Source organism: Streptomyces sp. NPDC090445 (assembly GCF_044769385.1).
Classification (GTDB): domain Bacteria; phylum Actinomycetota; class Actinomycetes; order Streptomycetales; family Streptomycetaceae; genus Streptomyces.
The window spans coordinates 764,667-790,946 of record NZ_JBIVXV010000001.1 but is presented as its reverse complement, the minus strand read 5'-3'; the positions used below and the strand labels follow the sequence as shown (position 1 = coordinate 790,946).

Sequence of the window (26,280 nt, the reverse complement as noted above, 5' to 3'; positions counted from 1 at the left end):
CCCCCGCCCCCGCCCGACTGCACGTCAGGAGCCGGACGCCGTGGAGCTCACCAGTACGCCGCTGCTCGTCACGCCGGTCTCCGTCACCGTCGCCGGAGCGCTAGAGGGGCGGTGCCCCGCGCAGGTGGCGAGCGAGCTGCTCCAGGGCGGTCCAGCTGTCGGCGGTCTTGCCGTCGCCGAGGCGGTAGTAGAAGCTCGGCCGGGCGCTCGGGCCGAGCTGTACCGGGCGTTCCTTCAGCGGTGTCCTCCTCGCGGTGTCGAGCCCTGCCTCCCGGACCTCCGCGGGACCGAGCACGAAGGCGTACGGCAGCGGCGGGTGTTCGAAGCGGGGCGGGGCGCTCAGGTCCCGGCGCGCCTCGCGCAGCTGGCACATCATGGTCTTCAGCCCGTACCGGGTCACCAGCTCCTCGGCCAGCCCCGGCAGTGCCTCCAGGGCCGGCTCCTCCCCGGGGCCGTAGCCGAGGGTGAGGGTGACGTCCTCCTCGACGCCCTCCGTGGTGCGGATCACGCGCAGGGTGGCGACGGCGGGCCGGTCCGGGGTGCCGACGGCCACCGTCCAGGTGGGCCGGGGTGCGCGCTCGTACGCCAGGTCGGTCAGCTGCCGCCGCGACCAGGTCAGACCGGCCGGCTCCGACGTCCCCCAGCCGGCCGGCGGGCTGCCGGTCAGCGCCCGCCAGGCGGCTTCCAGCGAGCCGCCGAGGACCAGGTCCGCCGTGGGGCGGTGCAGGGTGCGGAAGGAGACGATGAGCTGGCGCTCGCCGGTGGGCGAGACCTCCTCGAAGGCGTCCGCCACCGGGGTCTCGCCGTTCTCGTCGCGGGCCGGGGAGAAGGCGTCGTCCTGCCAGTGCAGTACCGCGCCGGTCAGCCCGTCGTAGTAGCCGCACCGCTCGTCCTGCACCACCCAGCGCGAGGAGGTGGACTGCAGCAGCATGCGCGTGGGCAGGGAGATGCGGCAGTGCGGCGGGGTGACGATCTGCAGGGTCCGGTCGCTCTCCAGGGCGGCCCGCAGTGCCTCGGAGAGCCAGCTCGTCATGGGGACGACCGGCCGGTCCTGGAGGACGACGGCGACCTTGTCGGTGAGCATGTCGACGGCCGGCTGGGCGGCGGCGGGAACCGGCACGGCGGTGACGCCCGAGACGTCGACCGGGCGGGCCGCACCGACGGTGCCGGGGGCGTCCGGCGGCCAGACCCGGCCTCCCAGGAGCATGGTCAGACGGGCCGCGAAGGCGCCGGCGAGCTGCTCGGCCTGGGGGACGCCCACGGCGGCGCGGGCCTCGATCCACCACGCCGGGCCGTCGCCGGACGGCTCGGCGCCGGGCCCCAGCAGCCGGGCCGCCTCCCCCGGCACCTGGAGCATCAGCGGCACCTCGATCGAGACGAGCGGCCGGCCCTCCGCATCGCAGAGCTGGACCACGGCACCCTCGCCGGTGGTCTCGACCTGCAGGTCCGGTCCGCCCGCGAGCAGGCCGGCCAGGATGCTCAGCGGGTCCGGCATGCGCTCGGTGAGCGCGATCACGTCCTTGGTCATGCAGTGTTGTTCCTTTTGGTCATATCTGATCGACTGTCATCTCGGCGTCGCCACCCGGATCAGCCCGGCAGCTCGGTCGCCGCCGTCCCGAGCAGCGCCTTGGCACGGACGAGGAGGTCGTCGTCCGCCAACTTCACGCGGCCTGTTGTGACATCGGTGACGATGCGCCACAGGACCTTGGACCATTCCCTGACGAAATCCTCCGCCCCGACCGTCACATCGCCCCGCTCGGTGAGCAGCGACTCGTGGTTCCCGAGCGTGCTGTGCCACCGCGCCCGGACCCTCAGGTGGCCGCCCTCACGGGTCAGCTTCCATTCGGCGGAGAAGGTGTCCGACCCCCAGAAGACCTCGGCCGCCGAGAATTCCGGTCGCCGGACCTCTTCCAGCAGCGGCACCAGATCGTCGAGCAACACCGCGATGTCGTAGCGGTACGTCAGCCGGACCGGCACCTGGTTCCACACGAGGACGGCGTCCTCGGATTCGGAGGAATACATCTCACCGACGGCATCCGCCAGATCAGCGGCCTCGGCGATCCGACGCGGCCCGATGGGGCAGCGGCCCTCCCGGATCTCGAATCCCGTGTCGCGGGGGCCACGGATCCCGGCCAGGGGATCACGTCCGAACTCGTCGGCGTACTCACGCCGGCGCGAGTCGGCCTTCTGGGGATTCGCCAGGCAGCAGTAGTCCCAGAAGTCGACCAGCACGCGGAACGCGTCGTCCAAGGTGAATTCACCCTGCACATGCTCGACGAAGTGGTTCTCCACCCACACACCCTGCGGGCTGATGGTGACGGTGTGCGCGTTCCCGTCCAGGTCTTCCGGCCCGAAGCCCGGATTGGCCTTGGCCTCGGCCACCAGGTCCATCGCCTCCAGGACGGACAGCGGCGAAAGCTGGATGTCGGCCGTCACCCACTCGCCCAGGAACATCAGCTCGTCAGGCCCGCAGAACTGCGGCACCCCGAAGGCGTCCTCGACGTAGTACTTGGTGCGGATCACTGCTCTGTTCTCCTCCTCGCCCCGCACGACAGCCGTGCACGGGCCGGCTCCTGCGTGCCTGCGTTCGTTGTCCGGGGCGTGCCCGATCCGCCTACGGGGGGCTACCGGGAGCGATCACTTCGACCTGCCCGCCCCGTTCACCGATCCACGCCTCCAGCTCCGCTCCGGCCAGCTCTCGAAAGGATTCTCCGCTGAAGACCCTGATCGGCCCGAAGACGGTGCCGGTCAGTCCGCGCACCACCGTGGCGTCGTCGACCGTGACCTTGAAGGTGTTCTGGAACAGGACCGCGTCGGTCAGGTCCGCTCCCCTCATGTCGGCGTCGAAGAGCGAGGCCCCCATGATCCGCGTCCCTCTGAAGCCCGCTCCGGACGCGTCGACCCCGTGCAGCGAAGCTTTGACCATGTCGGCACCGTCGAGCCGCGCCGATCGGAGCACGGCCCCGTCGAGGTTCGCCCTGACGAGGTCGGCGCCGGTCAGATCCGCACCGGTGAGATCCGTCGACTGCAGGTCGGCCCGGTAGAAACTCGCTCCTGCAAGCCGCACGCCCGTCAGGACCGCCTGCGTGAACCACGAGCCCGAGAAGTCGCCGCCCGACAGGTCCGCACCTCGGAAGTCGTGCTCGATACCGAAGAGGCTGTAGCCCTCCTCGGCAAGCCATTCCTCCACCTGACGCCTTGCTCCTGGATCGGCAGGGAACACCGTCGGCTTCCAGCTCCTACGGGTACCAGATGACATGATCGCGCGGCTCTTCACTCGCTCAGCGCTTCGCGGACGTGCTGCCGCACTTCCTCGTCACCGACCGCCATCAGATACTCGCCGAACCGCAATCCCTCCGGCCCCTTGGCGCGGTGGACTATGGGGACGGCATGGATCAGCGAACGGGTAGAGCAGCTGACGTTCAGCACGCTCATGGCCAGCTCCACGGCCAGGCACCCGTCGACGGTGGATGCGCCGGACGCAAGGTCCACCAGCTGCGTGGGCAGGTCGAACCGGCACTTCTGGCCTGCCGCCAGGGATCGCACGCCCCGACCGATTACGTTCTTGATGTCGTCGAGCAACGTCTGAAGCGTGGCGTTATCGAACAACTCGCCCAGTTTGTCCTCGAAGTACTCGCTGTCGGCGATCCGCACCAGTGCACGGGCCGCGTCCTGGCGAAGCGCCTCGGTTCCCTTCTCCCGCGCCAGGTCCCGTTTGGCGACCGTGTCCGCGAGTTGCGCGAAGGTGCTGTCCACCGAGAACTTCCGGTCGATAGAGAAGTCGTACCAGGGAGTGTTCTTGGGATCCTCGGCGGCGCGGATCACCGCCTCGTATCCCGCTGCCTCGCCCCAGGTCGTCAGCACCACACAGGCCAGGAACCGCTCGATCTCGGGTGCGCCGGCATCGTTCATCAAGGCGACGATCCCGGGGACGCGGGCCAGGTGACGTGGGCTTTCGAAGGCTTCGTAGATCACGTCGTCGATGTCGTCCGTCGGCCGGCCATCAAAATCCGTGCCGAGCAATTCACGATAGCCGTGCATGTACTGACTCCTGCTTTCACTGATTCGTTGCCCGCCGAGCCGCTGCGGAAGCCTCGGATTCCGGCGAACGGGTCGTGCCAGGCCTTACTTCGGCGGGCGGCGCGGAGGAATCACTCGTACCTGCCCGCCTCGCGCACCGATCCATGACTCGAGTTCTGCGCCGGCCAGCTCCCGGGACGATTCAGCGCTGAAGACGGTGATCGGCCCGAAAGCGGTGCCGGTCAGGCCGTGCACCACCGTGGAGTCGTCGACCTTGATCTCGAAGGAGTTCTCGTAGAGGACGGCATCGGTCAGATCCGCCCCCCTCATATCGGTGTCGAGCAGCGAAGCGCCGAGGATTCGCGTTCCGCAGAAGCTCGCTCCTGACGCGTCGGCATCGCACAGCGTGGCGCGGGCCATGTGCGCCCCGTCGAGCCGTGCCGATCGGAGCACGGCATCGTCCAGGTTCGCCCTGACGAGGTCGGCACCGGTCAGATCCGCACCGGTCAGATCCGCCGACTGCAGGTCGGCCCGGTAGAAGGACGCGCCGACGAGTCGCACGCCCGTGAGGACCGCGTCGGTGAACCACGCATCCGAGAAGTCTCCGCCCGAGAGGTCTGCACCCCGGAAGTCGCACCCCATGCCATTGAGGTCGTATTCCTCCGAGGCGAGCCACTCCCGCAGTTGCCGTGTGGCTTCCGGATCGGCCGGGAACACGGTCGGCTTCCAATTGTTACGGATACCAGTTGACACGATCTCCCCCACGTCCTTCCCAACGCCCGTCACCACTCAGCCACCCGCGGTAGCGACCGGCCCGGGCGGGTCAGCAGAGCTGTCGCCTCGGTTCTCTTCTCCCGCGTCAGATCCCGCTCGGCAACGGCTCCCGCGAGCTGCGCGAACGTGCTGTCCACCGAGAACTTCCGGTCGATCGAGAGGTCGTACCAGGGAGTTCTCTTGGGATCCGCGGCGGCACGGATCACCATCTCGTATCCTGCCGCCTCGCCCCAGGTCGTCAGCGCCACGCACGCCAATCACCGGTCACTGCCGCTCGTCTTCGAAGGCGCGGCATCTACCCCGGGGGCGAAGCCTTGACCATGTGGGCATCCGGCCGCGCGGATCGGAGCACGGCCCCGTCAAGATTCGCCCTGACGAGGACGGCTCCGGTCAGACCCGCCGACTGCAGGTCGGCCCGGTGGCAGGACGCTCCGGCACGTCACACGCCCCCGGGGAGCATCGGTGAACCACTCATCCGAGAGGTCGGCGCCCCGGAAGTCACGCCTGCGACCGCATGCGCCTCTCCCTTGTGAACAGCGATGTGCTCCGGGTTGGGTGTCTACCCAAGTGTGGCATCCGTGAGGTCCGGTCCCCGCCCGTCGATGATGTCGGGAGCCTTGAGTCCGTAGCCCTCGGCCCGTCCGTAGTACGTCGGCTCACCGGGCTCCGCCGCGAGTCCGAGCAGCTGGTCGAGCTCCTGCAGGGCCGCGGCGAGCCGCGGCGCGTTGTTGGCGTGGATGATCGGCCGCGGCTCCCCCCGGAAATCACACTGGCCCCAGACGTCGTGGTACACGGACAGTTCGATCCAGAGGTCCGTCTCGTCCGGTGCCACCATGAGTTCCACCAGACGGTATTCCCTGTGCCGTTCTCCGTCCGCGTCGAACCAGGCGCCCGATCCCAGCACGAGGATTCCGCCGATCTCTGCCTGCGGATGACCGATCGGCCGACAGGCGCGGAGTGCATCGGGCAGTGCCGGATCGTCGAGCGAACGCGTGACGAGGTTCAGGCGACTGTGGACACCAAGGCCGCCCTTGCCGGTCTGGAACCAGGCCCACTCGAGTGAGGACGGCACGAGCAAGTCGTGCTTCTCCAGCACCGCACTCATGCGCGCCGCGGTCGTGAGCGCGAACTCCAGACCGGGCTCCTCGACGTCCTCCAGGTTCCAGGACCACGAGCCGCTCTCTTTGGGCGCGCGCATCAGCATGGTCAGAAAACTCCTTAAGGCTTGGCCGCATTGGTCGGAAAGATAGTGACGGACCCGTCATCAAATTTTAGCTCAAAAGAGGCGTTGCAACGGTCGGCAGCCTGTTGGACAGCCTGGATATCACGTTCCGTGAGCTCGCCCATCAGGCCTCGGACATCCAGGATTCCGGCCTTGACGTCGATCGGGGTCTTCGGGAGGCCCGTGTCGTCCAGGGCGCCCAGGAGCTGCTTGTTCGAAATCTTCTTGACCGCGGACTTGATGCCCGCCACGCTGTCGACATCCTTGAGTTGGGCGCCGTACTCGATGCGTCCATTGTGGCGGACCAGCACGTCGAGGTCGAGCTTCTCACCGGGAAGCTTCACCTCGAACTCAATTCCCTTCAGCCCCTTGGCCTGGAGCTCCGCTGCGTGCTCCATCGCCTGATGAACGGCCGGGATCATGTCTCCCTGCTTGACCTGGTAAAGGAGGCCCGTACGCTCCTTGAACCCGGGGACGTCCGCAAACCTACCGCTCGATATGTACTCTGCAACGGCTGCCCCGTATTCCGACTTCTTCAGCTGCGTCAGGAAACGACCGTGGTCCCCGGGTGGAACCTTCGCGTCCTTCAGAGCCGCCGTAACGGCGGCCTCCTTCTCAGGCGCCATGGGCCCGCTGGGCTGCTGACCTATCCGGTCGCGTTCCAGAACGACTCCGGGCTGCCGCTCAGGATATTCGGAGCCGGTTCCCGGACCATCGCCGCCCTTACCTCCGTCACCCGCAGACGGGCCGGCGGCATCGTCGACGCCGCCTGGCGAGTCCGAGCCGTCGCCGTGGCGGCCCGCGTCGCCGTGGCCCCCTGTGTCGTGACCGGAGTGCCCCGGTGTGCCGTGACCGCTGCCGCCGCCCGGGGTGTGCGAGCCGCCGCTCTCGCCGGACGGTGTGTGCGTGCCGGACCCGCCGCCCGACGGCGTGTGCGAGCCCGCGCCGCTGCCCGAGCCGTTGCCGGCCGGGTGTTCCGCGGCGTGGCCGCCCGTGGTCGGCGTGCCGTGCGTGCCGCCGCCCCCGCCTCCCGGGTGGGATCCGGCGGGCGGGTGTGCCGAGCCGGTCGGGCGGCCCGCTCCGTTCTCGACGTGGCCGGGGCCGCCCGCGCCTTCGAGGACCTTCTCCTTCTCCTTGACGGGAGCGGTCTCGTGCTCCTTGACGTTGGGCAGGTCGTCCTTGTGCGGCTCCCTGACGGGTTCGGTGTCGGGCACTGCGTTGCCGTGCTCGTCCCTGATGACACCGTCCTTGCCGATGACGCGCTTGTTGCCCGCGTGGTCGACGTACTCGCGGCCGGGGGGCGGGGGCGTCTTGTCGCCGGAGCCGGCGGGAGTCGAGGGCGAGTCCCCCGTGTGTCCGGGGGTCGGGGTCGCTTCGGTCGGGTGCGGCGAGGTGCCCGTGGGCATGTTCCTGGCCATGTCGTCCACGCCCGTCCGGCTGGCCTTGAGGCTCTCCATGAGGTCGCCGACCTTGAGCTTGGTGAGGCCCGCCGCCTTGCCGAGGTAGCTCATCGGGTCGACGAGCGCGCCGGCCTTGCCCACCGCGGTCAGGGCTTCCGCGCCCACGCCCGCCTTCCCGGCCCTGCCGAGTTTGAGTGCCGTGCCCGAGCCGAGGGTCAGGACGTTGAACACGACCGTCCCGAACGCGCGGGAGGGGTCCTTGTCCCACTCGTCCCACGCGACGAGCGACTTGCCGAAGGTGCGCAGGGCCGCCTTCTGGCGTTCCCGCTCGGTGTGGTCGGCCGGGCCGAACGCCTTGTCCATCACCCAGTCGTAGGGCGTGATCAGGTACCCGCTGACGCCGCCGAAGACATCGCCGATGCCCGACCAGGTCTTCTTGAAGTTGTCCCAGTCGAAGACGTTGACCATACTGCCCAGGCCCTTGAGCGTGCCCAGGACACCGTCGACGAAGAAACCTTTCAGCGCGCCGCCGACATTGTCCTTCGTCCACTCCCACGCAGCCCGCAGGCCCGTGTACTCACGCTCGTCGACCGTCCCCCACGGCGTCTCCTTCGCGTCCTTGACGTCGCTTTCCTTGAAGCCGTACATGCCGGCCTTGTGCGAACCGTCGTCCACGACGAAGTGCGTACCGCCCACCAGCGCGGTGATCTTGTTCGCGGCATCGCGCTCGACGCCCTGGAACGCCACCCACGTCGTACCGACCTCACGGACGAGACGGGCGTTCTCGTCGATCTTGCCCTGGTCCTGCTGCCAGTCCTCGTCGTCCTTGTTGTCCGCGACGAACTTCGCCGCGTCCACGCGGAGCTGCTTCATCTTCTCCACGAGCGGACGGGCGGTCGACGCGAAACTCGTCAGCGCACCACTGACGGACTCCAGCTTCTTTGCGAAGTCATCCGCCTTGTCCCGCACCGGAACCGTCGAATTGAGCAACTGCTCCTGCTCCGGAGCGTCATAGACCGGATCCAGCGCCTGAAAGGCGTTGTGAACGTCCCGGCCGGTGCCGCGGATGCTTGAGGCGGTCTTCTTCAGCGAAGCCGCATGCGTCTCCAACGTATCCAGATTGCCCGTGAAGGTCGGTATCTTCCCCAGATCGATCACTTCTTGGGGCCCTTCAGCTCTTCGGCAGTCGGAGCCTTGGAGTACTCCCTCTGCTTGTTCGCCGCCATCTCCAGGTCGCCCTTGACGTACTCCTCGGTGGCCAGGCGCGCGCCGGTGATCGACTTGCCCGTCCGGACGGGAAGGAACTTCAGGTCGTTCTCCGTCTTCTGCTGGAATTCCTGCAAAGCCTGGGCCACGGGGCCGAACGCACCGCCCTTGGGCAGCTCGGTCCCGCCCAGCACCATCGTGCCCGCCCACGTGGCGGCACCCACCAGGCCGTCGCCGTACGACGTGAACTCTTCCTCGAACTTGCCGGCGGCCTCTGCTGTCTTGCTCAGGACCCCGCGCACGCCATCCGGCTTGATGTCCCAGTCGGACACGATGCTCCCCCGTTCCGTGATCAGTCTTCCCGCCGGCGACCTGCCTCGCCCCAGCGCCGCTCCTTGCCCTGGCAGTCGTCCGAGACACCGTCGACCGTCGGCCGGAAGCCGGGTTCATCCCTACTTCTGTACATATGAACGACAGGAGCTTATGCGTGCGCCCCTCCGTCTGACCTGCAACGACCGCCTGCACGCCGCGCGTTGTTACGAATTCACGACAATCGGGAGCCGGGCCGGAGGCGCGGCGGAGGGCCCTCGGGGCGCGCGGCGGGAAGGTGGCGCCGCCTCCGCATGCGTGACACCCTGACGACCGTGATCATCAGGGTGAGCGAGGCACGCGTACGTCCTGAGCGCTTCGAGGCGTTCCGCGACATGATCGTCTCTGCGGTGCGCGAGTTTCCCGGCCGGTACCCGGGGCTGGTGCAGCACGAGGTCCTGCTCGCGCCGCCCGATTCGCTGCTGTACGTCAGCCGTTGGCGCAGCGAGCAGGACCTGGTCGGCTACGCCGGCGAGCACTGGCGTGACCGGCCCGTGGTCCTGCCGGGCGAGGACGAGTACCTCGTCGCACCGCTTCGGGTACGGCACTTCACGCTCGAAACGCTGGGCTAGCGGGTGTGCCGCGTCAGGTCGGGCGGACGGGCAGGGCTTCGACGCTGTTGCCGATGAAGCTGCGCTGGCGGGGCAGTTCGGCCTCGGGGACGGCGAGGTCGAGGTCCGGGAAGCGGGTGAACAGCCCCTCCAGGGCGATCACGGCCTCCATCCGGGCCAGCGGGGCGCCGACGCAGTAGTGCACGCCGTGCCCGAAGGAGAGGTGGCGGGCCGCGCCGGGGCGGGTGAGGTCGAAGCGGTCGGCGTCCGGGCCGTGGAAGGCCTCGTCGCGGCCCGCCGCGGTGTAGCCGGCGAGGACCGGGGTGCCCTGCGGGATGGCGTGTCCGCCGAGGTCCAGGTCGCGGGTCGGGTAGCGGAACGGGAACCAGCTGACCGGCCCGTCCCAGCGCAGCGTCTCGTCCACCACGTCCGACCAGCTCGCCTTGCCGTCCAGGACGAGCGCGAGCTGGTCGCGGTGGGTGCACAGCGCGCGGACGGCGTTGCTGATCAGGTTGAGGGTGGTCTCGTGGCCGGCGACCAGCATCAGGCGCATGGTGCCGATGAGTTCGGCCTCGCTGAGCCGGTCGCCGTCGTCGTCGCGGGCGGCGATGAGGGCGCTGGTCAGGTCGTCGCCGGGGGCGGCCCGGCGGGCGGCCGCGATGGTGCCCATCAGCTCGATCAGCTCGCGGGCGGCGGCCGTCTTCTCGGCGGGGCCGGTGCCGGTGTCGATGATCACCGTGTAGGAGAGGTGGTGCAGCCGCTCGCGGTGCTCGGGGTCCACGCCGAGGAGTTCGCAGATCACGCTCATCGGCAGCGGCAGCGCGAGGTGCGTGCGCAGGTCGGCGACGCCGTCCGGGTCCGCGGCGGCCGCCCGGCCCAGGTCGTCCAGCAGTCCGGCGGTCAGCTCCTCGATGCGCGGGCGCAGCCGCTCCACCTGGCGGGCGGTGAAGGCGTTGCCGACGAGGGAGCGCAGCCGGCGGTGGTCGGCCCCGTCGGCGGTGTGCATGCCCTGCGCGTTGGCGAAGACCCGCAGCGGCCAGTCCGGCGGGATGGTGCCGTCGTTCAGGGCGGGGCAGTTCCGGGAGTCCTTGGCCACGTCGGGGTGGGCGAGGAACTCCTTGAGCGCGTCGTGGCCGAGGACGACGGCGCCGGGCACCCCGCCGGGCAGGACCACGTCCGCGACGGGTCCCCGGGCGCGCAGGGAGGCGTTGAGGGCGTGCGGGCAGCCGCCGGACGGGTCGACGGCGTACGGGGGCGCGGGCTCGGCCCCCGGTGCGGGGGCGGGGGCGGTGGCGTGGGCGGGTGTGTCGGGTGACAAGCGGGCTCTCCTGACCGTTCGACGATTCTCGGCCAACAGTGCGACGCGGACGGCGGGTTGGACAAGAGCGGGTTACCGGCTCGTGATCACGGTGGTGGCCGGACGGGCCAGGTGCAGCCGGGTGTGGAACCAGCCCGAGGCCTCCTTCCCGGCCGGGTCCTCGCCGAGGGCGGTGACGGCCTCCACCGCGCGCCGCTGCTCCTCGGGGCCGGTGAAGCGGCGCTGCGGGCTGGTGCCGTCGGCCCGTTCGACGGTGAGCCCGTACGACTCCAGGCAGTCGGCGATCGGCCGGTAGTCGTGGGTGCGCAGGACGAACGCGGCCACCGGCACGGGCTGTCCGACGGCGGTGAGCAGCCGGCCGAAGGTGCGCTCGGTGAGGAAGCTGGTGCCTCCGGTGACGGTGATCAGGCCGACTCCGGGGGCCGAGCACCGCAGCCGCTCCCCCGGTTCGGCGGTCTCCAGGTCCACGGCGTGGCCCTCGTCGAGGAGTCCGGCCGCGACCGCGTACGCGACGGCGGGCTCCGAGACGTCGATGCCGATGGCCGGGACGGCGTCGGGGCGTCGGCGGGCGGCGTAGAAGCCGCGGTCCCGGGCGACGAGCTCGGCGGTGGTGAGCCGGGCCGCCGCCGGGGCGGTGTAGTGCGCGTACAGCTCGTCGAGCGTCACGTCGTGGTTCACCAGGGCGGCGTTGATCCCGTACGAGCAGCACAGGTCGAGCATCGCGGGCCGGGCGGGCCCGAGTCCGGCGGCGAGGGCGCGGAAGACCGGCTGGGCGTGGGCGGGGGTCTGGTACGCGTACGGTCCGAGGCGGGTGAAGTACCCGCGGGGGTCGGGGAGGGTGTAGACCTCGTCGAAGCTGGTCATGCCGGTCGGGCTCATCGGGCGCGGTTCTCCTCTGAGGGCCGGAGGGGCCGTTCGGTGGGGGCGGGGGCGCGGTCCCGTGGTATCGGGGCGCGGGCGCCGCCGCAAGAAGGCCGGTCCGGCCGCCGCGGCAGGCCGTCGGCGACGGCAGTGGCCACGGCCTGGGACACCGCCGGGGACACGGCCTGCAACACCGCCGGGAACACGGCCTCGGACGCCGCCAGGGACACGGTCGGGGACGCCGCCGGAGCGCCGCCAGCGGCGCGCCCGGGCGGCATAGGTTGGGGGGATGACGCAGACACGGCGGACTCTCGAAGGCAAGGTCGCCCTGGTGGCGGGGGCGACGCGGGGCGCGGGCCGGGGCATCGCGGTCCAGCTGGGAGCGCAGGGCGCGACAGTGTACGTCAGCGGGCGCAGCACGCGCGGCCGCCGTTCGGAGTACGACCGGCCGGAGACGATCGAGGAGACGGCGGAGCTGGTCACGGCGGCGGGCGGGCGCGGGATCGCGGTGGTCGCGGACCACCTGGTGGCGGAGCAGGTGGAGGCGCTGGTCGGGCGGATCGGTGCCGAGCAGGGGCGCCTCGACGTGCTGGTGAACGACATCTGGGGCGGGGAGCGGCTGTTCGAGTGGGACAGCACGGTGTGGGAGCACGACCTCGACAAGGGGCTGCGGCTGCTCCGGCTCGCCGTGGACACCCATGCGATCACCAGCCATCACGCGCTGCCGCTGCTGCTGCGGGAGCCGGGCGGGCTGGTGGTGGAGATGACGGACGGCACCGCCGACTACAACGCCGGCCACTACCGGGTCTCGTTCTTCTACGACATCGCCAAGGCGGCCGTGCTGCGGATGGCGTTCGCGCTCGGGCACGAGCTGGGGCCGCGCGGGGCGACGGCGGTGGCCCTGACGCCGGGCTGGCTGCGCTCGGAGATGATGCTGGACGCCTTCGGGGTGGCGGAGGCGAACTGGCGCGACGCGCTGGAGACGGTCCCGCACTTCGCGATCTCCGAGACCCCGTCGTACGTCGGCCGGGCGGTGGCGGCGCTGGCCGCGGACCCGGGGGTGGCCCGCTGGAACGGCCGGTCGCTGTCCAGCGGGCAGCTCGCCCGGGAGTACGGCTTCACCGACCTGGACGGGAGCCGGCCGGACGCCTGGCGGTACCTGGTCGAGGTGCAGGACCCGGGCCGCCCGGCCGACACCGCCGGCTACCGGTGAGCCGGCGGTTCGGGCAGCTCCAGTTCTCGGCCGGGGCCGAGCGGGGCGAAGAACCGGGCCACGTCCTCGGCGGTGACGTCGTGCAGGGCGGGCGGCGACCAGCGCGGGGTGCGGTCCTTGTCGACGACCTGGGCCCGGATGCCCTCCACCAGGTCGGGGGTGCGCAGCGCGTTGCAGGAGATCCGGTACTCCTGCGCGAGGACCCGCTCCAGGCTGCCCAGGCCGCGGGCCCGGCGGACGGCGGCGTGGGTGGCCTTGAGGGCGGTCGGGGACTTGGCCAGGATCGTCCCGGCGGTCTCCTTGGCGGCGGGGTCGCCCTCGGCGAGGAGCCGCTCGACGATCTCCTCGACCGTGTCGGCGGAGTAGCAGCGGTCGATCCAGTCCCGGCGGGCGGCCAGCTCGCCGGGGTCCGGGGCGGCGGAGTACTCCGGGAGCACCTCGTGCGCGGGCGCGTCGGCGAGGGCGGCGGTCAGCTCCGGGAGCCGGCCGGCGGGGACGAAGTGGTCGGCGAGCCCGCAGAGGATCGCGTCGGCGGCGCCCACGGCCGCTCCGGTGAGCGCGAGGTGGGTGCCGAGCAGGCCGGGGGCCCGGCCGAGGAGGTGGGTGCCGCCGATGTCCGGGACGAAGCCGATGCCGGTCTCGGGCATGGCGACGCGGGAGCGTTCGGTGACGACGCGGACGCTGCCGTGGGCGGAGACGCCGACGCCGCCGCCCATGACGATGCCGTCCATGAGGGCGACGTACGGCTTGGGGTAGTGGGCGATCAGGGCGTTGAGGCGGTACTCGTCGCGCCAGAAGGCGGCGGAGGCCGAGGTGCCGGCCTTGGCGTCGTCGTGGATGGCGCGGATGTCGCCGCCGGCGCACAGGCCGCGCTCGCCGGCCCCCCGGATGAGGACCTGGCCGATGTCCGGGTCCTGCTCCCAGCCGCGCAGGGCCTCCTCGATCCGCAGCACCATGGGGTGGGTGAGGGCGTTGAGGGCCCGGGGGCGGTTGAGGGTGATCACCCCCGTCCGTCCTTCGGTGTGGAACAGGACGGGCTCGTCTGCGGCGGCTTCGCTCTTCACGGCAGCCAGTATGTTCGACGCCGTCCCCGGCCCGTACGGCGGCCGCTCGGCCCGACACCGGGCCGAAGCCCGGTGTACCGGGGCGGGCCCGGTAGCGTGGCGGTCGTGAGAAGGATCGTTCTGATGATGTCGGTCTCCCTCGACGGGTACATCGAGGGTCCGGACCGGCAGATCGACTGGCATGTCGTCGACGACGAGCTGCACCAACACTTCAACGATGAGCTCCGCGCGATGGGCGCCTTCCTCAGCGGGCGGGTCGTCCACGAGCTCATGGCCGGGTTCTGGCCGACGGCGGACGCCGATCCGGCGAACGCCGGGCCCGTGGCGGAGTTCGCGGGCATCTGGCGGGACAAGCCGAAGTACGTGTACTCGCGCACGCTGCGCCAGGAGGACGTCGCCTGGAACTCCACCGTGGTGCGGGACGTCGTCCCGGAGGAGGTGGCCGCGCTCAAGGCGGCCCCGGGCGGCGACCTGGCGCTGGGCGGGGCCGACCTGGCCGCCTCGTTCCTGCGCCACGATCTGGTGGACGCGTACCGGATCTACGTGCACCCGGTGCGGATCGGCCGCGGCAAGCCGCTGTTCCCGCCCGTCGAGGGGCGGGTTCCGCTGCGGCTGGAGGGGACGCGCACCTTCGGCAACGGGGTGGTGCTGCTGTCGTACGCGCGCCCCTGAGGGGCGCGGGGCCCGTCAGCTGCGCGGGCGGGCCCGGTGGGCCTGCCAGGCGGCGAGGGCCTCGGTACGGGTGCCGTCCGGGTGGCGGGCGTGCCAGTCGCGCAGGAAGCGGTTGAACTCGAACTGGGCTCCGACCTCCCGGGGCTCGGCGGCCTCCGCGCGGGTGGCGTGCCAGTGGGCGACGGCCTCGGCGAGGGTGCGGCCGGCGCCCTCGGCGATCCAGTCCCGCATGAAGGCGTCGAAGTGGAAGGCGGGCCCGATCTCCCGGACGAAGAACTCCCGGAGCACCTGGCTGCACCGCTGGCCCTCCGGGATCACCGTGTCCCCGTCGACGGGGGCGGCGAGCTGGCGGCCCGCCCGGCGCCGCGCCGGGGCGGCGGGGGCCCGGTCCGGGGCCGGGGCCGGGAGGCCGTCGAGCGCGGCGGCGAGGCGGTCGGTCAGCGCGGCCTTGCCGCCTGCGGTGGGCAGTCCCATCGTGCGGGCCAGGGAGGCCAGTTCGGCGAGGGTCCAGTACCAGCGCCGCAGTTCCGCCCCGGACAGTCCCGAATTCAGGGCGGGCCGGGATTCCTCGATATTCGCACTCATGTTCCCATTTTAGGGGTGCTGCGCACTTCGGCCACCGCCTGCCGGTCGGACTCCCCCGCACACGCCTTCGGCAAGGCCCTCCCGCGCACCAGCAAGGTCCGGACCGGCCGCGACACCATCGCCACCCCGGGAGGTCGGACAGGGAAGCTTTCCGGGCAACTTGCGGCCGGTTAAAGGAATTTGGCTGGACACTATCCCTGACGTGCCATCAAATGACCGGAATTGTAGCCGTTTCAGTTGTGGCTATGCTCATGCTTTGAGTGACTGAGGACTTATATCGATCACTCATGGGCAGAGTGGGGCGGCCGAGAAACACCCCCACAGGACCGCAGGACCGGAGAACCGATGGACAGCAACCTCGTCATCCAGACCCCCAGGGGTGGCCAGGCGTTCGACGAGAGCCAAGTGCCGCTCTACTACACCCGCAAGACAGCAGACATCCTCCACAAGTACGGCCCCGGCCCCCGAGTGCACTTCCACATGGGCCTGTTCGCCCCCGGCTGCACCCCCAACACCACGGTCACCCAGCGCGTCCTCAAGCGCCGCATCGTGGAGTCCCAGGAAGCGATCGTCGAGCACGCGGCCCGCTCGTGGGGCGCGTACGACAACCCGCCCGGCCGGGTCCTCGACATCGGCTGCGGGGTCGGCGGCGGCTCCCTCTACTGGGCGCAGGAGCACGGCGCGCACGTGACGGGCCTGACGGTCGCGGCCGACCACATACCCGTGATCCAGGACTTCGCCCGCCAGGCCGGTGTGGCCGACCGGGTCACCCCGCTCCTCGCCGACGTGCACGAGTTCACCGCCGGCCGCGAGTACGACGCCGCGTACGCCAACGAGAGCTCCGGCTACATGGACCGCGAGCGGCTCTTCCAGGTCGCCGCGTCCGTCCTGAAGCCGGGCGGCTGGTTCGGCATCCAGGAGCACTTCATCTGCCGGCCGGAGTGGACCGAGTTCATCGACGGCTACTACAAGACCCGCCTGGGCACCCTCACCGAGTACCTGCGCGCCGCCGAGGCGGCCGGCTTCGAGCTGGAGCAGGACGAGGACGTCACCGACCGGGTGGCCGAGTTCTGGGTGCAGTCCATGGCCTGGAACGCCGCCGAGCTGGACGACGTGGAGCTCCGCGGCGCCCGTTCCGCCTGGTCGCGCGAGCGGCTGCAGGAGTCCACGATCACGCACGGCAAGCTGTTCCGCATCTGGCGCGACCACGCGCTGGAGACCCGGCTGCTGCTCTTCCGCCTGACGGGGAGGAACTGACGCCGTGCCGCCCTCGTACGCGAAGGGCTCCGCGCCCTCCCGGATCGGCTGGCAGCTGCCGGCGCTCTACTGCCCGTTCGAGCGGGACCTGATCCATCCGAAGGCCGCCGAGCTGGAGGAGCGCGCCGTGGCGTGGCTCGACGGGCACCGCCTGTACGCCGACGACACCGAACGCGCCTGGGGCCTCGCCACGCGCAGCGCCGAGTTCACCTCCCGGATCATCCCGTACGGCGACGTGGAGACGATGCTGCTGTTCACCCAGTGGAACTACTGGGCGTTCGCCATCGACGACTGGCAGGACTCCGGTTCCGAATCCGGGCTGTCCCGGACGGCCGTCGTGGCCGACCACGGCGCGCGGCTCGTGCGGTCCGTCAAGGCCCCGGGGTCCGGTCTGCTGCCCCCCGGACCGTTCACTGCGGCCCTGGAGGACCTGGCCGTCCGCACCCACGAGATGCTCGCCCCGGCCCGGCTGAACCGGTTCCTCCAGGGCATGCAGGACTGGGTGTTCGGCTCGACCTGGCAGACCGGGTACGAGGAGCGGGGCGTCATGCCCTCGCTGAACGAGTTCGCCGCGATGCGCATGGCGGTGAACGGCACCCGCTTCACCCTCACGTGGTGCGACGCGGCGAACGGGATCGACCTGCGGCCGGATGTCCTCTACTCGGCGCCGGTGCAGGCCCTGACCGACGCGGCCGGCTTCATCGTCGGCTGCGACAACGACTTCTTCTCGTACAACAAGGACGACCACCAGGAATCCCTGGAGGAGAACCTGGTCAACGTCCTCGCCCAGGAGCGCGGTTGCCCGCCGGCGCAGGCGCTGGTGGAGGCGGTGGCCCTCAGGGACCGCGTGGTCGGGCTCTTCGTCAGGCTCCGCGACCACATGGCGCGCGGTGCCGACGCGGAGCTCCTGCGCTACCTGCGGTCGCTGGAGCACTGGATCGCGGGCGACGCCGAGTACCACAACCGGGCGCCCCGGTACACGAGCCCCCGCAACCGGAACGACCTGCCGGTCGACGGGGCCTCGTACGACGTGGTCTACGGCGACGCGCCGTCCGACCCGAGCGCCGAGCCGCTGCCGGTGCCGACTCTCGCCGGGTGGTGGCAGCAGCTCGACGGCTGACCGGAGCGGGCGGCTCAGCCCCGCCGGGCCATCCTGGACCACCAGGAGGCCCGGCGGGCCGGCTGCTCGGCCGGCACGGGCAGCGGGACGCGTACGGGCGCCGGAGCGGGCACGCGCCCGGGGACCGGGGTGGCTCCGGTGACCGCCGTCCCGTCCGGGGAGAAGGCGACGGGCAGCTCGATCAGGTGGCGCGACATCAGCGAGGACTTCCACTCCAACTCGCCCTCGTACACGGCCAGCTCCAGGTCCGGCAGGCGGGTGAGGAGCGTGTCGATGCCGGTGTCGGCTATGGCGCGGCCGATGTCCTGCCCCGGGCACTCGTGCGGCCCGCTGCTGAAGGCCAGGTGCGAGCGGTTGCCGTGGACGGGCACGGCGAGGTCGGGGCGGATCTCGGGGTCGACGTTCCCGGGGGCCAGGCCCAGCAGCAGCATGTCCCCGGCCTTGATCGGCGTTCCGCCGAGCTCGGTGTCCCCGGTGGCCCAGCGTCCCAGGATCGTCAGGAAGGGCGGGTCGTCCCAGAGGACCTGCTCCAGGGCGTCCGGCAGGGTCATGTGGCCGCCGGACAGGCTCGCCCGGAAGCGGCGGTCGGTCAGGACCACCCGCAGCGTGTTCGCTATCAGGTTGGCCGTCGACTCGAAGGCGGCGATCAGCACCAGCCGCAGGTGCTCGACGATCTCCTCGTCGGTGAGCTGCGTGCTGTGCTCCAGCAGCCAGGAGGTGAAGTCCCGGCCGGGGACGACCCGCTTGCGGTCGACCAGCTGCTCCAGGGTCTCGGTGATGTACTTGTTGCTCGCGAGAGCGGTCTCGGTGCCCTTGAGCATGTCGCGGGCGGCCTCCACGAGGCGCGGACCGTAGGAGTCGGGCATGCCGACGAGCTGCGTCATCACCAGCATCGGCAGCGGTTCGGCGAAGTCCGCGATCAGGTCGGCCCGGCCCGTCTGCACGACCGAGTCGATGAGCTGGTTGGCGAAGCGCGTCACGTAGCGGCGGATGCCGCGCCGGTCGAAGCGCTCCAGCGACTCGGTGACCGCGCCGCGCAGCCGCTCGTGCTCGGCCCCTTCGACGAGGTGGCACACCGGCTGCCAGGCGGTCATCGGGGTCAGCGGGTGGTCCGGCGGGACCTTGCCCTCCTGCATGTCCCGCCAGCGGCGCGGATCGCGGGAGAAGCGGGTGGGGGTGCGGGCCACGTCGAGGTTCTCGCGGTGGCCGAGGACGAGCCAGGCGGGCAGGTCTCCCTGGACGAGCACGGGGGCCACGGGGCCGTACTCGGCGCGCAGCTTCTCGTACAGGGCCGCCGGGTCGGCCTCCGCCTCGGGGCCGTAGAGCCGGTGCGCCGGGCAGCCCGGCGGCGGCACGGCGGGATCGGACGACGAGGGGGTGCTCACGAGGCCTCCGGGGTCACGGCGAGGGAGTGCAGGTAGCGCATGAGCGTCATGAGGACGTCACGGCTGGAGTCGCGCCGCCGGGCGTCGCAGACGACGAGCGGTACGGAATCGGGCAGGTCGAGGGCGGCGCGCACGTCCTGCAGGGCGTGCTCGGGTGCGTCGGGGAAGGAGTTGACGGCGACGACGAACGGCACGCCGCGCTCCTCCAGCCGGCCGATCACGTCGAAGCTGACCTCCAGCCGGCGGGTGTCGACGAGGACCACCGCGCCGAGCGCACCCTCGAACAGGCCCCGCCACAGGAACCAGAAGCGTTCCTGGCCGGGGGTGCCGAACAGGTAGAGCACCAGCTCCTGGTTGATGCTGATGCGGCCGAAGTCCATGGCCACGGTGGTGGATGTCTTGCGTTCCACGCCGGCCGTGTCGTCGACGCCGACCCCGGCCTGGGTCATCGTCTCCTCGGTGGTCAGCGGCCGGATCTCGCTCACGGAGCCGACCAGGGTCGTCTTGCCGACACCGAATCCGCCCACGATCACCACCTTGACCGCCGCGGCGGCCGTGGCCGGGAGCGCGTCCTCGTGCCGCGGGCCGGCCCGGAGGTGTCCGTGGTGGGATGCCGCGGACGGCTCAGAGCTTTCGAAGTCCATCGATGACTGCCTCTATCAGTGCCAGGTCGGGAAGTTTGGCGGGGGCGACGGGCGGGCGGGAGAGCACGTGGCCGTCGGTGATCAGGTCGCCGAGGAGCACGGTGACCACGCTCACCGGCAGGCCGAGGTACGCGGATACCTCGGCCACCGAGAGCGGCGACTGGCACAGCCGCATGATCGCCGTGTGCTCGGGCTGCATCCCGGGTTTGGGCCCCGACTTGGCGATGATCAGCGTGACCAGGTCCAGCGGGGCCCGTGAGACCGCCCCGCTGCGCCCGCCCGTGATCACGTACAGCCGCTCGGGAGTGCCGTCTTCCCAGTCCCGGCCCGGGTTGCTCACGCGGGCTGCCCGTCGCGCCGGGGCGGGCTGCTGAGGTGCTCTCCGATCCGGGCGACGAGGTCGCGCATCCGCTGTCCCATCAGTCCGGCGTCGACGCCCTCGTTCGCCAGGACGGCGAGGTAGGCGCCGGCGCCGGCCGCCATGAGGTAGAAGAACCCGCCGTCCATCTCGATGACGACGAGCCGCATCCGGCCGCTGCTGTGCGGCAGTTCGGTGGCGACGGCGCCGGCGAGGCTCTGCAGTCCGGCACAGGCGGCGGCGAGCCGGTCGGCGGTGTCGGTCTCCGCGCCGTACTGGGCCATGCGCAGGCCGTCGGCGGACAGGACGATGACGTGCCGGGTCTGCGGAACGCTCTCGGCCAGGTCCTTGAGCATCCAGTCCATGTTGCTCTGCTGCTGACTCACGGCTGTTCCCCCTTGCTCGCCGGGTTCGGCGAGGCGTCTGTGTTCTGGCTTGCTGCGCCGCTGCGGCCCGCGACGGTCCTGCTGCTGGTCTCTCCGGTCAGGCCGCCCTGGAAGGCGGCCAGCCACATGCCGGGCTGTACTTCGGGCTGCGGCGCGGCCGCCGGTGCGGCCTCGGCGCGGGCCGCGGCGGCCGCCGCCGCGTCGATGACCGGGTCGGTGCCCGTGCCGGTGCCGGTGCCGGTGCCGGGCAGGTCAGGCCCGGTCATACGGCTCCGGCGGTGGCGCTGCGGGAGGCCGGTGGAGGTCCGCTCGGTGACCACGGGCACGTCGTCGATCTCCAGCGGGTGCTGCGGTCCGGTGGCGGGACGGGGGCGTACGGCGGGTTCGGCGGGCGCGCCCGCCATGGCCGGTGCGCCGACCGGGCCGGTCCCCTGCGGCAGGGCCGCCCGGGGGCCGGAGGAGGTGCCGATGCCGTGCGCGACGCCGGTCGCGGACGCGGCCGTGGTGATCAGCGCCTGCGGGATCACGAGGACGGCGCGGACGCCGCCGTACGCCGACGAGCGCAGGGAGACCTGGAAGTCGTACGCCTGCGACAGCCGGCCGACGACCGCGAGGCCGAGACGGGGCGTCTCGCCGAGGTCCGTGAGGTCGATGCCCTGCTGTGCCTGGCGGAGCATGCGCTCGGCCCGCCTGCGGGCCTCCTCGCTCATGCTCACGCCGCCGTCCTCGATCTCGACGGCGATGCCCGAGTTCACGTCCACCGCGGTCAGGTGGACCTTGGTCTGCGGCGGCGAGTAGCGGGTGGCGTTGTCGAGGAGCTCGGCCAGAGCGTGGATGAGCGGTTCGACGGCCGGGCCGACGACGGCGACCTGGGAGACCGAATGGAGCTCGACGCGCTGGTAGTCGATGATCCGCGACATGGCGCCGCGGAGCACGCTGTAGAGCGGGACGGCCTTGGACCACTGCCGGCCGGGGCGGGCACCGCCGAGGACGGCGATGGAGTCGGCGAGCCGGCCGATGAGGGCGGTGCCGTGGTCCAGGCGCAGCAGGTCGCCGAAGACGTCGGGGCTGCGGCCGTGCCGGTCCTCCATCTCCCGGAGCTCCTGGGCCTGCTGGTGCACAATGGCCTGAACTCGACGGGCGATGTTGACGAAGGCGCGCTGCGCGGAGTCGCGCAGGTCCTCCTCGGCGACGACGGCGTCGAGGACGGAGCGGAGCACGGCTTGGTGCGCGGCCCTGAACTCGGGAGTCAGGCCGGGCCCGTGGGTGCCGGGCTCCTCCAGGGAGGTGAGCACCTCCTCGGGGAACTCGCCCTTGCGCAGCCGCTCGACGACGTCGGGCAGCAGTTCCTGCGCCAGCCGTACGGTCTCCGCCTGCTGCCGGGCGAGCGCCGCCTCCTGGGCGGCTGCCACGGCCCGCAGGGCGGCCATGGCCTTGCCCCGGCGGGCGGCCTCGGCGCAGGCCAGGGCGACCGCGACACATGCGACGGCACCGACCCAGGCCACGGGCGTGCGGGCTGGTGCGGACACCAGCACCAGGGACACGACCGTGGCAGCGGCGGTTGCCAGGACAGGAAGCGCCCATACAGCGGGTGAGGTGGCCCCTGGACTTCCGGGCGACGATCCCACGCGAACCATCAGAACCCTCAAACGATCGAAAGCGAATGATCATATGACAACGGCCCGGAATCTTAGCGGCTTTGAACACTGCTCTTGACAGCAGGTCACGTTCCGGACACAGCAAGCACGTTGGGGGCTCCAGTTCCGGCCGAATCCCGTTTGTGAGCCGGTCGAAAGGGGTTCGCACGCCCGTCCGGTTCACAGGCCCACCCAGTGCGGAACAAACCCTTCCCCCCGTGGACAATGACCATCGACCGGGCAAGATCATCCCCAGTCCGGCACCCCATTCAGGACCGAACCACGGAAATGGAACAGGAGCGCACGCGTTGAACCGTCAGGCGCGCGAACACGCCCAGAACTTCTTGCACCAGGGCGAGCGGCTGATCGCCGCATGCGGCTACGAACTCGGCCCCGGCGTGCCCACCCCGCCGGAGGACCTGATCCCCCCGGCGGAGGCCGCCACGATCAACCGGCGCATCGAGGAGCGGATACCGGGCCCGCTGCGCCGGCTGATCGCCTCTCAGCTCGACCCCCGGCACTCCCGGCCGGCCGCCGTCGCGAACGCCGTCGACCGGATGCCGGACGCCGTGGACAACCTCGGCACGCGGATGGTGCACGGCACGAGCATGGAGGGCGGCTGGCAGAGCGCGGCCGGACACTTCCTCATCAGCCGGGCCGGCGCCCGCGGTTCGGTGGAGGGCGTCCTCGCCGTGACCGACCGCCGCTGGATCGCCCTGACCGACGTCTCGCCGCTGTGGCGGTCGACACCCGCCATGAAGCAGTACTGGGAGGCCCCGCGGGCGGCCGTGTCCGCGCTGCGCGCCAACCCGAAGGGGATGCTGCAGAAGGGCCGGGTGGACATCGAGTTCACCGACGGCTCGTGGGTCGCGGTCCTGGCCACGCCCGCCGTCAGCGCGGCGCCCTTCGCGACGGCCGCCGCGTACCACCGCTGATCACCGCGCACCACCGCCGATCACTGCGCATCACCGCTGATCACCGCTGATCACTGCTGATCACCGCCACATGTCAGCCGAGCGCTGCGACCGGGCTTCAGCGCTCGGCCCGGTCCAGTTGCCCGTCGAGCGCCATGGCCGCGGTGATGAGCGCCAGGTGGGTGAACGCCTGCGGGAAGTTGCCCAGTTGCTCGCCCGTCGGGCCGATCTCCTCGGCGAACAGGCCGACGTGGTTGGCGTACGTCAGCATCTTGTCGAAGGCGTAGCGGGCCATGTCGAGCCGCCCGGCCCGGGCGAGGGCGCTGACGTACAGGAACGTGCACAGGGAGAACGTGCCCTCGTCGCCGGGGAGTCCGTCCTCGGACAGCGCGGGGTCGTAGCGGTGCACCAGGCTGTCGGAGACCAGGTCCGACTCGATGGCGTCCAGGGTCGACAGCCACCGGCGGTCCTTCGGCGACAGGAAGCCGACGGTCGGCATCAGCAGCAGCGAGGCGTCCAGCACGTCGCCGTCGAGGTACTGCACGAACGCCTGCCGGGCGGTGCTGTACCCGCGGTCGATGACCTGCTGGAACACCGCGTCCCGCGCCGCCGTCCAGCCGGCCACGTCGGCCGGCCGGGCCAGTTCGCCGGCCAGCCGGATGCCCCGGTCGAAGGCCGTCCAGCACATCAGCCTGCTGTAGGTGAAGTCGCGGCGGCCGCCGCGGGTCTCCCAGATGCCCTCGTCGGGCCGGTCCCAGTGGCCGGCCAGCCAGTCGAGGAGCCTGCTGAAGTTCAGCCAGCCGTCGTACCCGGCCAGCTGGGCCGGGTCGGCGGCGTGGCTCAGCGCGTACACGGCCTCGCCGTAGATGTCGAGCTGGAGCTGCCCGGCCGCGCCGTTGCCGACCCGCACCGGGAACGATCCCCGGTACCCCTCGAAGTGGTCGAGGATCTCCTCTTCGAGGTGCGGGTCGCCGTCCACCCGGTACATGATCTGCAGCGGCTCGCCGGTCACCGTCCGGCCGTGCTGCACCCGCGCGCCGAGCCAGCGCCGGAACGCCGCCGCCTCCTCCTCCAGCCCCAGGTCGACCAGCGCCTTCACCGACAGCGACGCGTCCCGCACCCAGGTGTAGCGGTAGTCCCAGTTCCGCTCCCCGCCGACCCGCTCCGGCAGGCCCGCGGTGACCGCGGCCACGGGCGCGCCCGTCGGCGCGTACGTCATGAGCTTCAAGGTGATCGCGGACCGGTTGACCATCTGCTGCCAGCGGCCCCGGTACCGGCTGCGCCGAATCCAGCGGTGCCAGTACCCGTACGTGCCGAGGAACGCCCGGCGCACCCCCGCCTCGGTCGGCGGCTCCGGTACTCCGGCCCCCGGGTCGTGGCACACCGTCAGGACGGCCGCGGCGGTGTCGCCCGCCCGGAGGACCGCCTCCCCGCGTACGCCCGCCCCGTCCGCGGCAAGCCGGACCGGGCCCCCGGTCTGGAGGAAGGCGGTGAGGTCCGGGGTGGTGAAGTGGGCGGTGTCCTCGGCGACGGCCAGGCCGTGCTCCTCGCGCCCGTAGTCGAAGGCGGGCCGGCAGTCGAGCAGGAAGCGGACGGTGCCGCGGGTGACCCGGATGATCCGGATGACCAGGTGCCGGTCGCCGGGGGCCTCGGCCTCGCCCAGCGGCATGAAGTCGATGACCTCGCCGACCCCCTCCTCGGTCATGAACCGGGTGACGAGGATCGCCGTGTCGGCCAGGTAGAGCTGGCGGGTGACGGCCTCGGGATCGTCTGCGGTGACGGCGAAGTACCCGCCGCGGTCGTGGTCCAGGAGCGACGCGAACAGGCTGGGCGAGTCGAAGCGCGGGGCGCAGAACCAGTCGAGGACCCCGTCCGAGGAGACCAGGGCGGCCGTCCGCAGGTCTCCGATCAGCCCGTGGTCCCCGATCGGCGGATACCGGCGCATACGAGTCCCTTCGCCGTCGCGGCCCGTCCTCCCCCTCCCCGCCTCAACGCTAAGGCCGCGGGCGGCGCCCGGCACGCGGGCCGGGGCGCCCCCGTCCGCGCCCCGGGCGGGCGGGGCCGGGCGGGGTGGGGTGGGGCGGGGTGGGCTCAGCGGAGGCGGGCGGCGATGTCCGCGACCAGGGGGGCCTCGTGCGGGACGAGGTAGAAGTGGTCGCCCGGGAAGGAGCGCAGGTCGAAGCGGCCGGGGCCGGTCAGCTCCGCCCAGGCGCGGACCGCCTCCTCGGGGCAGGTGGCGTCGTCGCGGCCGGTGTATGCGGTGATGGGGGTGCGTACGGGTACGGGGGCGGCGGGCAGGTAGGACTCGATGAGGCGGTAGTCGGCGCGCAGGGCGGGCAGCAGGAGCTCCCTCAGCTCGGGGATGAGGTAGACCTCCGACTGGTAGTCGCCGAGCCCGCGCACCGTGGCGATCAGCGCCGCGTCGTCCCCGTCGGCCGCCCCGACCGGGCGGGCCCGGTGCGGTGCGACCCGCCCGGACACCAGGAGCCGCTCGGGGTGCAGGCCGCGGGCTTCCAGGCGGCGGGTCACCTCGTAGGCGACGGCGGAGCCCATGCTGTGGCCGAACAGGGCGACCGGGAGGTCCAGGTGGGGGGCGAGGGCCTCGGTGACGGCGTCGGCCATGGCGTCCATGGCGTCGAGGCACGGCTCCGCGAGGCGGTCCTGCCGGCCCGGGTAGCGGACGGCGAGGAGCTCCACGTCGTCGGGGAGGTGGGCGGGCCAGCCGTGGAAGAGCCGGGCGGTGCCGCCGGCGTGCGGGAGGCACACCAGGCGCAGCGCGGCCCGGGCCCGGGCGCGGTGCACCCGGAACCAGTGGTCCGGGGTGCGGCGCGGGGACGCGGGGTGTACGGGCGGCAGGGCCGTCGCCGGACGGGGGAACGTCATGGTGGGGGTTTCTCCTCGGGGAGCCGGCCGGGGGCCGGCCGGGCTGGCGGATCGCGCTGGACTGCCGCGGGTTCAGCGGGGAGAGGGAGTACGGGAGCTTGTCCACGGCCCGCCGGGGATCCGTTCCTCGTCGGCGTACCGGGTCGGCCACCGTGTGGCCCGGGGGTGCCGGACACGCCGCCGCCGGTGGCGGCGGTCACGGGGCGGCCGGCTCCCCGCCCGGGCCGTCCATCGCCTCGACGAGGCTCTTGGGCCGCATGTCGGTCCAGGTCCGCTCGATGTACTCCAGGCAGGCGGCGCGGCCGTCCTCCGGGTGGGCGACGGTCCAGCCGGCGGGCACGTCGGCGAAGGAGGGCCACAGGGAGTACTGGGCCTCGTCGTTGACGAGCACCAGGTAGGTGGCGTCGTCGTCCTCGAAGGGGTTGTTCACGGCGGGTTCTC

At 71.7% G+C, this 26,280-nt stretch carries 27 protein-coding genes and 1 pseudogene; 6 read left to right on the top strand and 22 right to left on the bottom strand.

The genetic code is table 11. From position 1 onward, the window contains the following. Positions 1-100 precede the first annotated feature (100 nt). The 10 genes and pseudogenes from ACIQUT_RS03600 to ACIQUT_RS03555 form a co-directional block, all read right to left on the bottom strand. Entirely contained in the window at positions 101-1,528 is a 1,428-nt protein-coding gene (locus ACIQUT_RS03600) for a DUF6177 family protein (RefSeq protein ID WP_403558745.1), read from the bottom strand. Between the two features lie 59 nt (positions 1,529-1,587). Next, complete coding sequence (locus tag ACIQUT_RS03595) at positions 1,588-2,523, bottom strand: hypothetical protein (protein WP_403558743.1); 936 nt, start codon at positions 2,521-2,523, stop codon at positions 1,588-1,590. A 91-nt stretch (positions 2,524-2,614) separates the two neighbouring features. Beyond that, positions 2,615-3,190 (bottom strand): pentapeptide repeat-containing protein, encoded by a 576-nt coding sequence (locus ACIQUT_RS03590; protein WP_403558741.1) that lies wholly within the window; start codon positions 3,188-3,190, stop codon positions 2,615-2,617. Between the two features lie 83 nt (positions 3,191-3,273). Then, complete coding sequence (locus tag ACIQUT_RS03585) at positions 3,274-4,041, bottom strand: hypothetical protein (protein ID WP_403558739.1); 768 nt, start codon at positions 4,039-4,041, stop codon at positions 3,274-3,276. 84 nt (positions 4,042-4,125) lie between these two features. Then, a complete protein-coding gene (locus tag ACIQUT_RS03580) occupies positions 4,126-4,785 on the bottom strand; it encodes a pentapeptide repeat-containing protein (RefSeq protein ID WP_403558737.1) in 660 nt (219 codons plus the stop codon). 17 nt (positions 4,786-4,802) lie between these two features. Continuing rightward, entirely contained in the window at positions 4,803-5,042 is a 240-nt protein-coding gene (locus ACIQUT_RS03575) for a hypothetical protein (protein WP_403558735.1), read from the bottom strand. A 47-nt stretch (positions 5,043-5,089) separates the two neighbouring features. After that, a pseudogene (locus tag ACIQUT_RS03570) lies at positions 5,090-5,212 on the bottom strand (pentapeptide repeat-containing protein); the annotation flags it as partial. Between the two features lie 141 nt (positions 5,213-5,353). Beyond that, a complete protein-coding gene (locus tag ACIQUT_RS03565; RefSeq protein ID WP_403558733.1) occupies positions 5,354-5,998 on the bottom strand; it encodes a hypothetical protein in 645 nt (214 codons plus the stop codon). Between the two features lie 14 nt (positions 5,999-6,012). Further along, positions 6,013-8,574 (bottom strand): hypothetical protein, encoded by a 2,562-nt coding sequence (locus ACIQUT_RS03560; RefSeq protein WP_403558731.1) that lies wholly within the window; start codon positions 8,572-8,574, stop codon positions 6,013-6,015. Further along, the gene (locus ACIQUT_RS03555; protein ID WP_179175706.1) at positions 8,571-8,954 is read right to left on the bottom strand and encodes a DUF6507 family protein; all 384 of its coding nucleotides are present in this window, start codon (positions 8,952-8,954) and stop codon (positions 8,571-8,573) included. The genes ACIQUT_RS03560 and ACIQUT_RS03555 overlap by 4 nt, the downstream gene beginning before the upstream one ends. A gap of 291 nt (positions 8,955-9,245) precedes the next feature. Here ACIQUT_RS03555 and ACIQUT_RS03550 point away from each other — a divergent pair, with 291 nt between their 5' ends. Continuing rightward, a complete protein-coding gene (locus ACIQUT_RS03550; RefSeq protein ID WP_403558729.1) occupies positions 9,246-9,563 on the top strand; it encodes an antibiotic biosynthesis monooxygenase in 318 nt (105 codons plus the stop codon). Between the two features lie 13 nt (positions 9,564-9,576). On the opposite strand, the gene ACIQUT_RS03545 is transcribed toward ACIQUT_RS03550, so the two are convergent. Both ACIQUT_RS03545 and ACIQUT_RS03540 read right to left on the bottom strand, forming a co-directional pair. Continuing rightward, positions 9,577-10,860 carry a cytochrome P450 gene (locus ACIQUT_RS03545; RefSeq protein WP_403558727.1) on the bottom strand — a complete coding sequence of 428 codons (1,284 nt, stop codon included), beginning with the start codon at positions 10,858-10,860 and terminating at the stop codon, positions 9,577-9,579. A 72-nt stretch (positions 10,861-10,932) separates the two neighbouring features. Beyond that, positions 10,933-11,739, bottom strand: a complete 807-nt coding sequence (locus ACIQUT_RS03540; RefSeq protein ID WP_403558725.1) for a hypothetical protein — start codon at positions 11,737-11,739, stop codon at positions 10,933-10,935. A 271-nt stretch (positions 11,740-12,010) separates the two neighbouring features. On the opposite strand from ACIQUT_RS03540, the gene ACIQUT_RS03535 reads away from it, so the two are divergent. Further along, complete coding sequence (locus tag ACIQUT_RS03535) at positions 12,011-12,934, top strand: SDR family oxidoreductase (RefSeq protein WP_403558723.1); 924 nt, start codon at positions 12,011-12,013, stop codon at positions 12,932-12,934. On the opposite strand, the gene ACIQUT_RS03530 is transcribed toward ACIQUT_RS03535, so the two are convergent. Further along, positions 12,925-14,007 carry an enoyl-CoA hydratase/isomerase family protein gene (locus tag ACIQUT_RS03530; RefSeq protein WP_403559321.1) on the bottom strand — a complete coding sequence of 361 codons (1,083 nt, stop codon included), beginning with the start codon at positions 14,005-14,007 and terminating at the stop codon, positions 12,925-12,927. The genes ACIQUT_RS03535 and ACIQUT_RS03530 overlap by 10 nt on opposite strands. A gap of 96 nt (positions 14,008-14,103) precedes the next feature. Here ACIQUT_RS03530 and ACIQUT_RS03525 point away from each other — a divergent pair, with 96 nt between their 5' ends. Then, complete coding sequence (locus ACIQUT_RS03525) at positions 14,104-14,670, top strand: dihydrofolate reductase family protein (protein WP_403558721.1); 567 nt, start codon at positions 14,104-14,106, stop codon at positions 14,668-14,670. Positions 14,671-14,685: 15 nt separating this feature from the next. Here the strand turns inward: ACIQUT_RS03525 and ACIQUT_RS03520 are convergent, their stop codons facing one another. Beyond that, on the bottom strand, positions 14,686-15,255 hold the full coding sequence (locus tag ACIQUT_RS03520; RefSeq protein ID WP_403558719.1) for a DUF6434 domain-containing protein: 570 nt from the start codon (positions 15,253-15,255) through the stop codon (positions 14,686-14,688). A gap of 345 nt (positions 15,256-15,600) precedes the next feature. Between ACIQUT_RS03520 and ACIQUT_RS03515 the strand changes: the two genes are divergently transcribed. Both ACIQUT_RS03515 and ACIQUT_RS03510 read left to right on the top strand, forming a co-directional pair. Then, the gene (locus ACIQUT_RS03515) at positions 15,601-16,512 is read left to right on the top strand and encodes an SAM-dependent methyltransferase (RefSeq protein ID WP_403558717.1); all 912 of its coding nucleotides are present in this window, start codon (positions 15,601-15,603) and stop codon (positions 16,510-16,512) included. A gap of 4 nt (positions 16,513-16,516) precedes the next feature. Continuing rightward, complete coding sequence (locus ACIQUT_RS03510) at positions 16,517-17,632, top strand: hypothetical protein (RefSeq protein WP_403558715.1); 1,116 nt, start codon at positions 16,517-16,519, stop codon at positions 17,630-17,632. Between the two features lie 14 nt (positions 17,633-17,646). Here the strand turns inward: ACIQUT_RS03510 and ACIQUT_RS03505 are convergent, their stop codons facing one another. The 5 genes from ACIQUT_RS03505 to ACIQUT_RS03485 are packed head-to-tail and all read right to left on the bottom strand — an operon-like array spanning position 17,647 to position 22,042. After that, positions 17,647-19,017, bottom strand: a complete 1,371-nt coding sequence (locus tag ACIQUT_RS03505) for a cytochrome P450 (protein WP_403558713.1) — start codon at positions 19,015-19,017, stop codon at positions 17,647-17,649. Beyond that, entirely contained in the window at positions 19,014-19,661 is a 648-nt protein-coding gene (locus tag ACIQUT_RS03500) for a GTP-binding protein (protein WP_403558711.1), read from the bottom strand. The genes ACIQUT_RS03505 and ACIQUT_RS03500 overlap by 4 nt, the downstream gene beginning before the upstream one ends. After that, positions 19,642-20,001: a DUF742 domain-containing protein gene (locus ACIQUT_RS03495; RefSeq protein ID WP_403558709.1), complete on the bottom strand. Its 360-nt coding sequence runs from the start codon at positions 19,999-20,001 to the stop codon at positions 19,642-19,644. The genes ACIQUT_RS03500 and ACIQUT_RS03495 overlap by 20 nt, the downstream gene beginning before the upstream one ends. After that, entirely contained in the window at positions 19,998-20,384 is a 387-nt protein-coding gene (locus ACIQUT_RS03490) for a roadblock/LC7 domain-containing protein (RefSeq protein ID WP_179178042.1), read from the bottom strand. The genes ACIQUT_RS03495 and ACIQUT_RS03490 overlap by 4 nt, the downstream gene beginning before the upstream one ends. 17 nt (positions 20,385-20,401) lie before the next feature. Beyond that, positions 20,402-22,042, bottom strand: coding sequence for a sensor histidine kinase (locus tag ACIQUT_RS03485; protein ID WP_403558707.1), 1,641 nt, complete (start codon positions 22,040-22,042; stop codon positions 20,402-20,404). 308 nt (positions 22,043-22,350) lie between these two features. Here ACIQUT_RS03485 and ACIQUT_RS03480 point away from each other — a divergent pair, with 308 nt between their 5' ends. Next, complete coding sequence (locus tag ACIQUT_RS03480) at positions 22,351-22,977, top strand: hypothetical protein (RefSeq protein WP_403558705.1); 627 nt, start codon at positions 22,351-22,353, stop codon at positions 22,975-22,977. A 97-nt stretch (positions 22,978-23,074) separates the two neighbouring features. On the opposite strand, the gene ACIQUT_RS03475 is transcribed toward ACIQUT_RS03480, so the two are convergent. From ACIQUT_RS03475 to ACIQUT_RS03465, 3 genes are all read right to left on the bottom strand, one after another. Further along, positions 23,075-24,901, bottom strand: a complete 1,827-nt coding sequence (locus ACIQUT_RS03475) for a glycoside hydrolase family 15 protein (protein ID WP_403558703.1) — start codon at positions 24,899-24,901, stop codon at positions 23,075-23,077. A 146-nt stretch (positions 24,902-25,047) separates the two neighbouring features. Further along, a complete protein-coding gene (locus ACIQUT_RS03470; RefSeq protein ID WP_403558701.1) occupies positions 25,048-25,839 on the bottom strand; it encodes a thioesterase II family protein in 792 nt (263 codons plus the stop codon). Between the two features lie 196 nt (positions 25,840-26,035). Continuing rightward, positions 26,036-26,269 carry an MbtH family protein gene (locus ACIQUT_RS03465; RefSeq protein WP_403558699.1) on the bottom strand — a complete coding sequence of 78 codons (234 nt, stop codon included), beginning with the start codon at positions 26,267-26,269 and terminating at the stop codon, positions 26,036-26,038. Positions 26,270-26,280: the final 11 nt, after the last annotated feature.

Coding starts and splice junctions, on each gene's coding strand:
- ACIQUT_RS03585 (WP_403558739.1), bottom strand. CDS start 4,041: ATGCACGGCTATCGTGAATTGCTCGGCACGGATTTTGATGGCCGGCCG.
- ACIQUT_RS03600 (WP_403558745.1), bottom strand. CDS start 1,528: ATGACCAAGGACGTGATCGCGCTCACCGAGCGCATGCCGGACCCGCTG.
- ACIQUT_RS03475 (WP_403558703.1), bottom strand. CDS start 24,901: ATGCGCCGGTATCCGCCGATCGGGGACCACGGGCTGATCGGAGACCTG.
- ACIQUT_RS03500 (WP_403558711.1), bottom strand. CDS start 19,661: ATGGACTTCGAAAGCTCTGAGCCGTCCGCGGCATCCCACCACGGACAC.
- ACIQUT_RS03485 (WP_403558707.1), bottom strand. CDS start 22,042: ATGGTTCGCGTGGGATCGTCGCCCGGAAGTCCAGGGGCCACCTCACCC.
- ACIQUT_RS03515 (WP_403558717.1), top strand. CDS start 15,601: ATGGACAGCAACCTCGTCATCCAGACCCCCAGGGGTGGCCAGGCGTTC.
- ACIQUT_RS03490 (WP_179178042.1), bottom strand. CDS start 20,384: ATGGACTGGATGCTCAAGGACCTGGCCGAGAGCGTTCCGCAGACCCGG.
- ACIQUT_RS03470 (WP_403558701.1), bottom strand. CDS start 25,839: ATGACGTTCCCCCGTCCGGCGACGGCCCTGCCGCCCGTACACCCCGCG.
- ACIQUT_RS03540 (WP_403558725.1), bottom strand. CDS start 11,739: ATGAGCCCGACCGGCATGACCAGCTTCGACGAGGTCTACACCCTCCCC.
- ACIQUT_RS03550 (WP_403558729.1), top strand. CDS start 9,246: ATGCGTGACACCCTGACGACCGTGATCATCAGGGTGAGCGAGGCACGC.
- ACIQUT_RS03520 (WP_403558719.1), bottom strand. CDS start 15,255: ATGAGTGCGAATATCGAGGAATCCCGGCCCGCCCTGAATTCGGGACTG.
- ACIQUT_RS03565 (WP_403558733.1), bottom strand. CDS start 5,998: ATGCTGATGCGCGCGCCCAAAGAGAGCGGCTCGTGGTCCTGGAACCTG.
- ACIQUT_RS03535 (WP_403558723.1), top strand. CDS start 12,011: ATGACGCAGACACGGCGGACTCTCGAAGGCAAGGTCGCCCTGGTGGCG.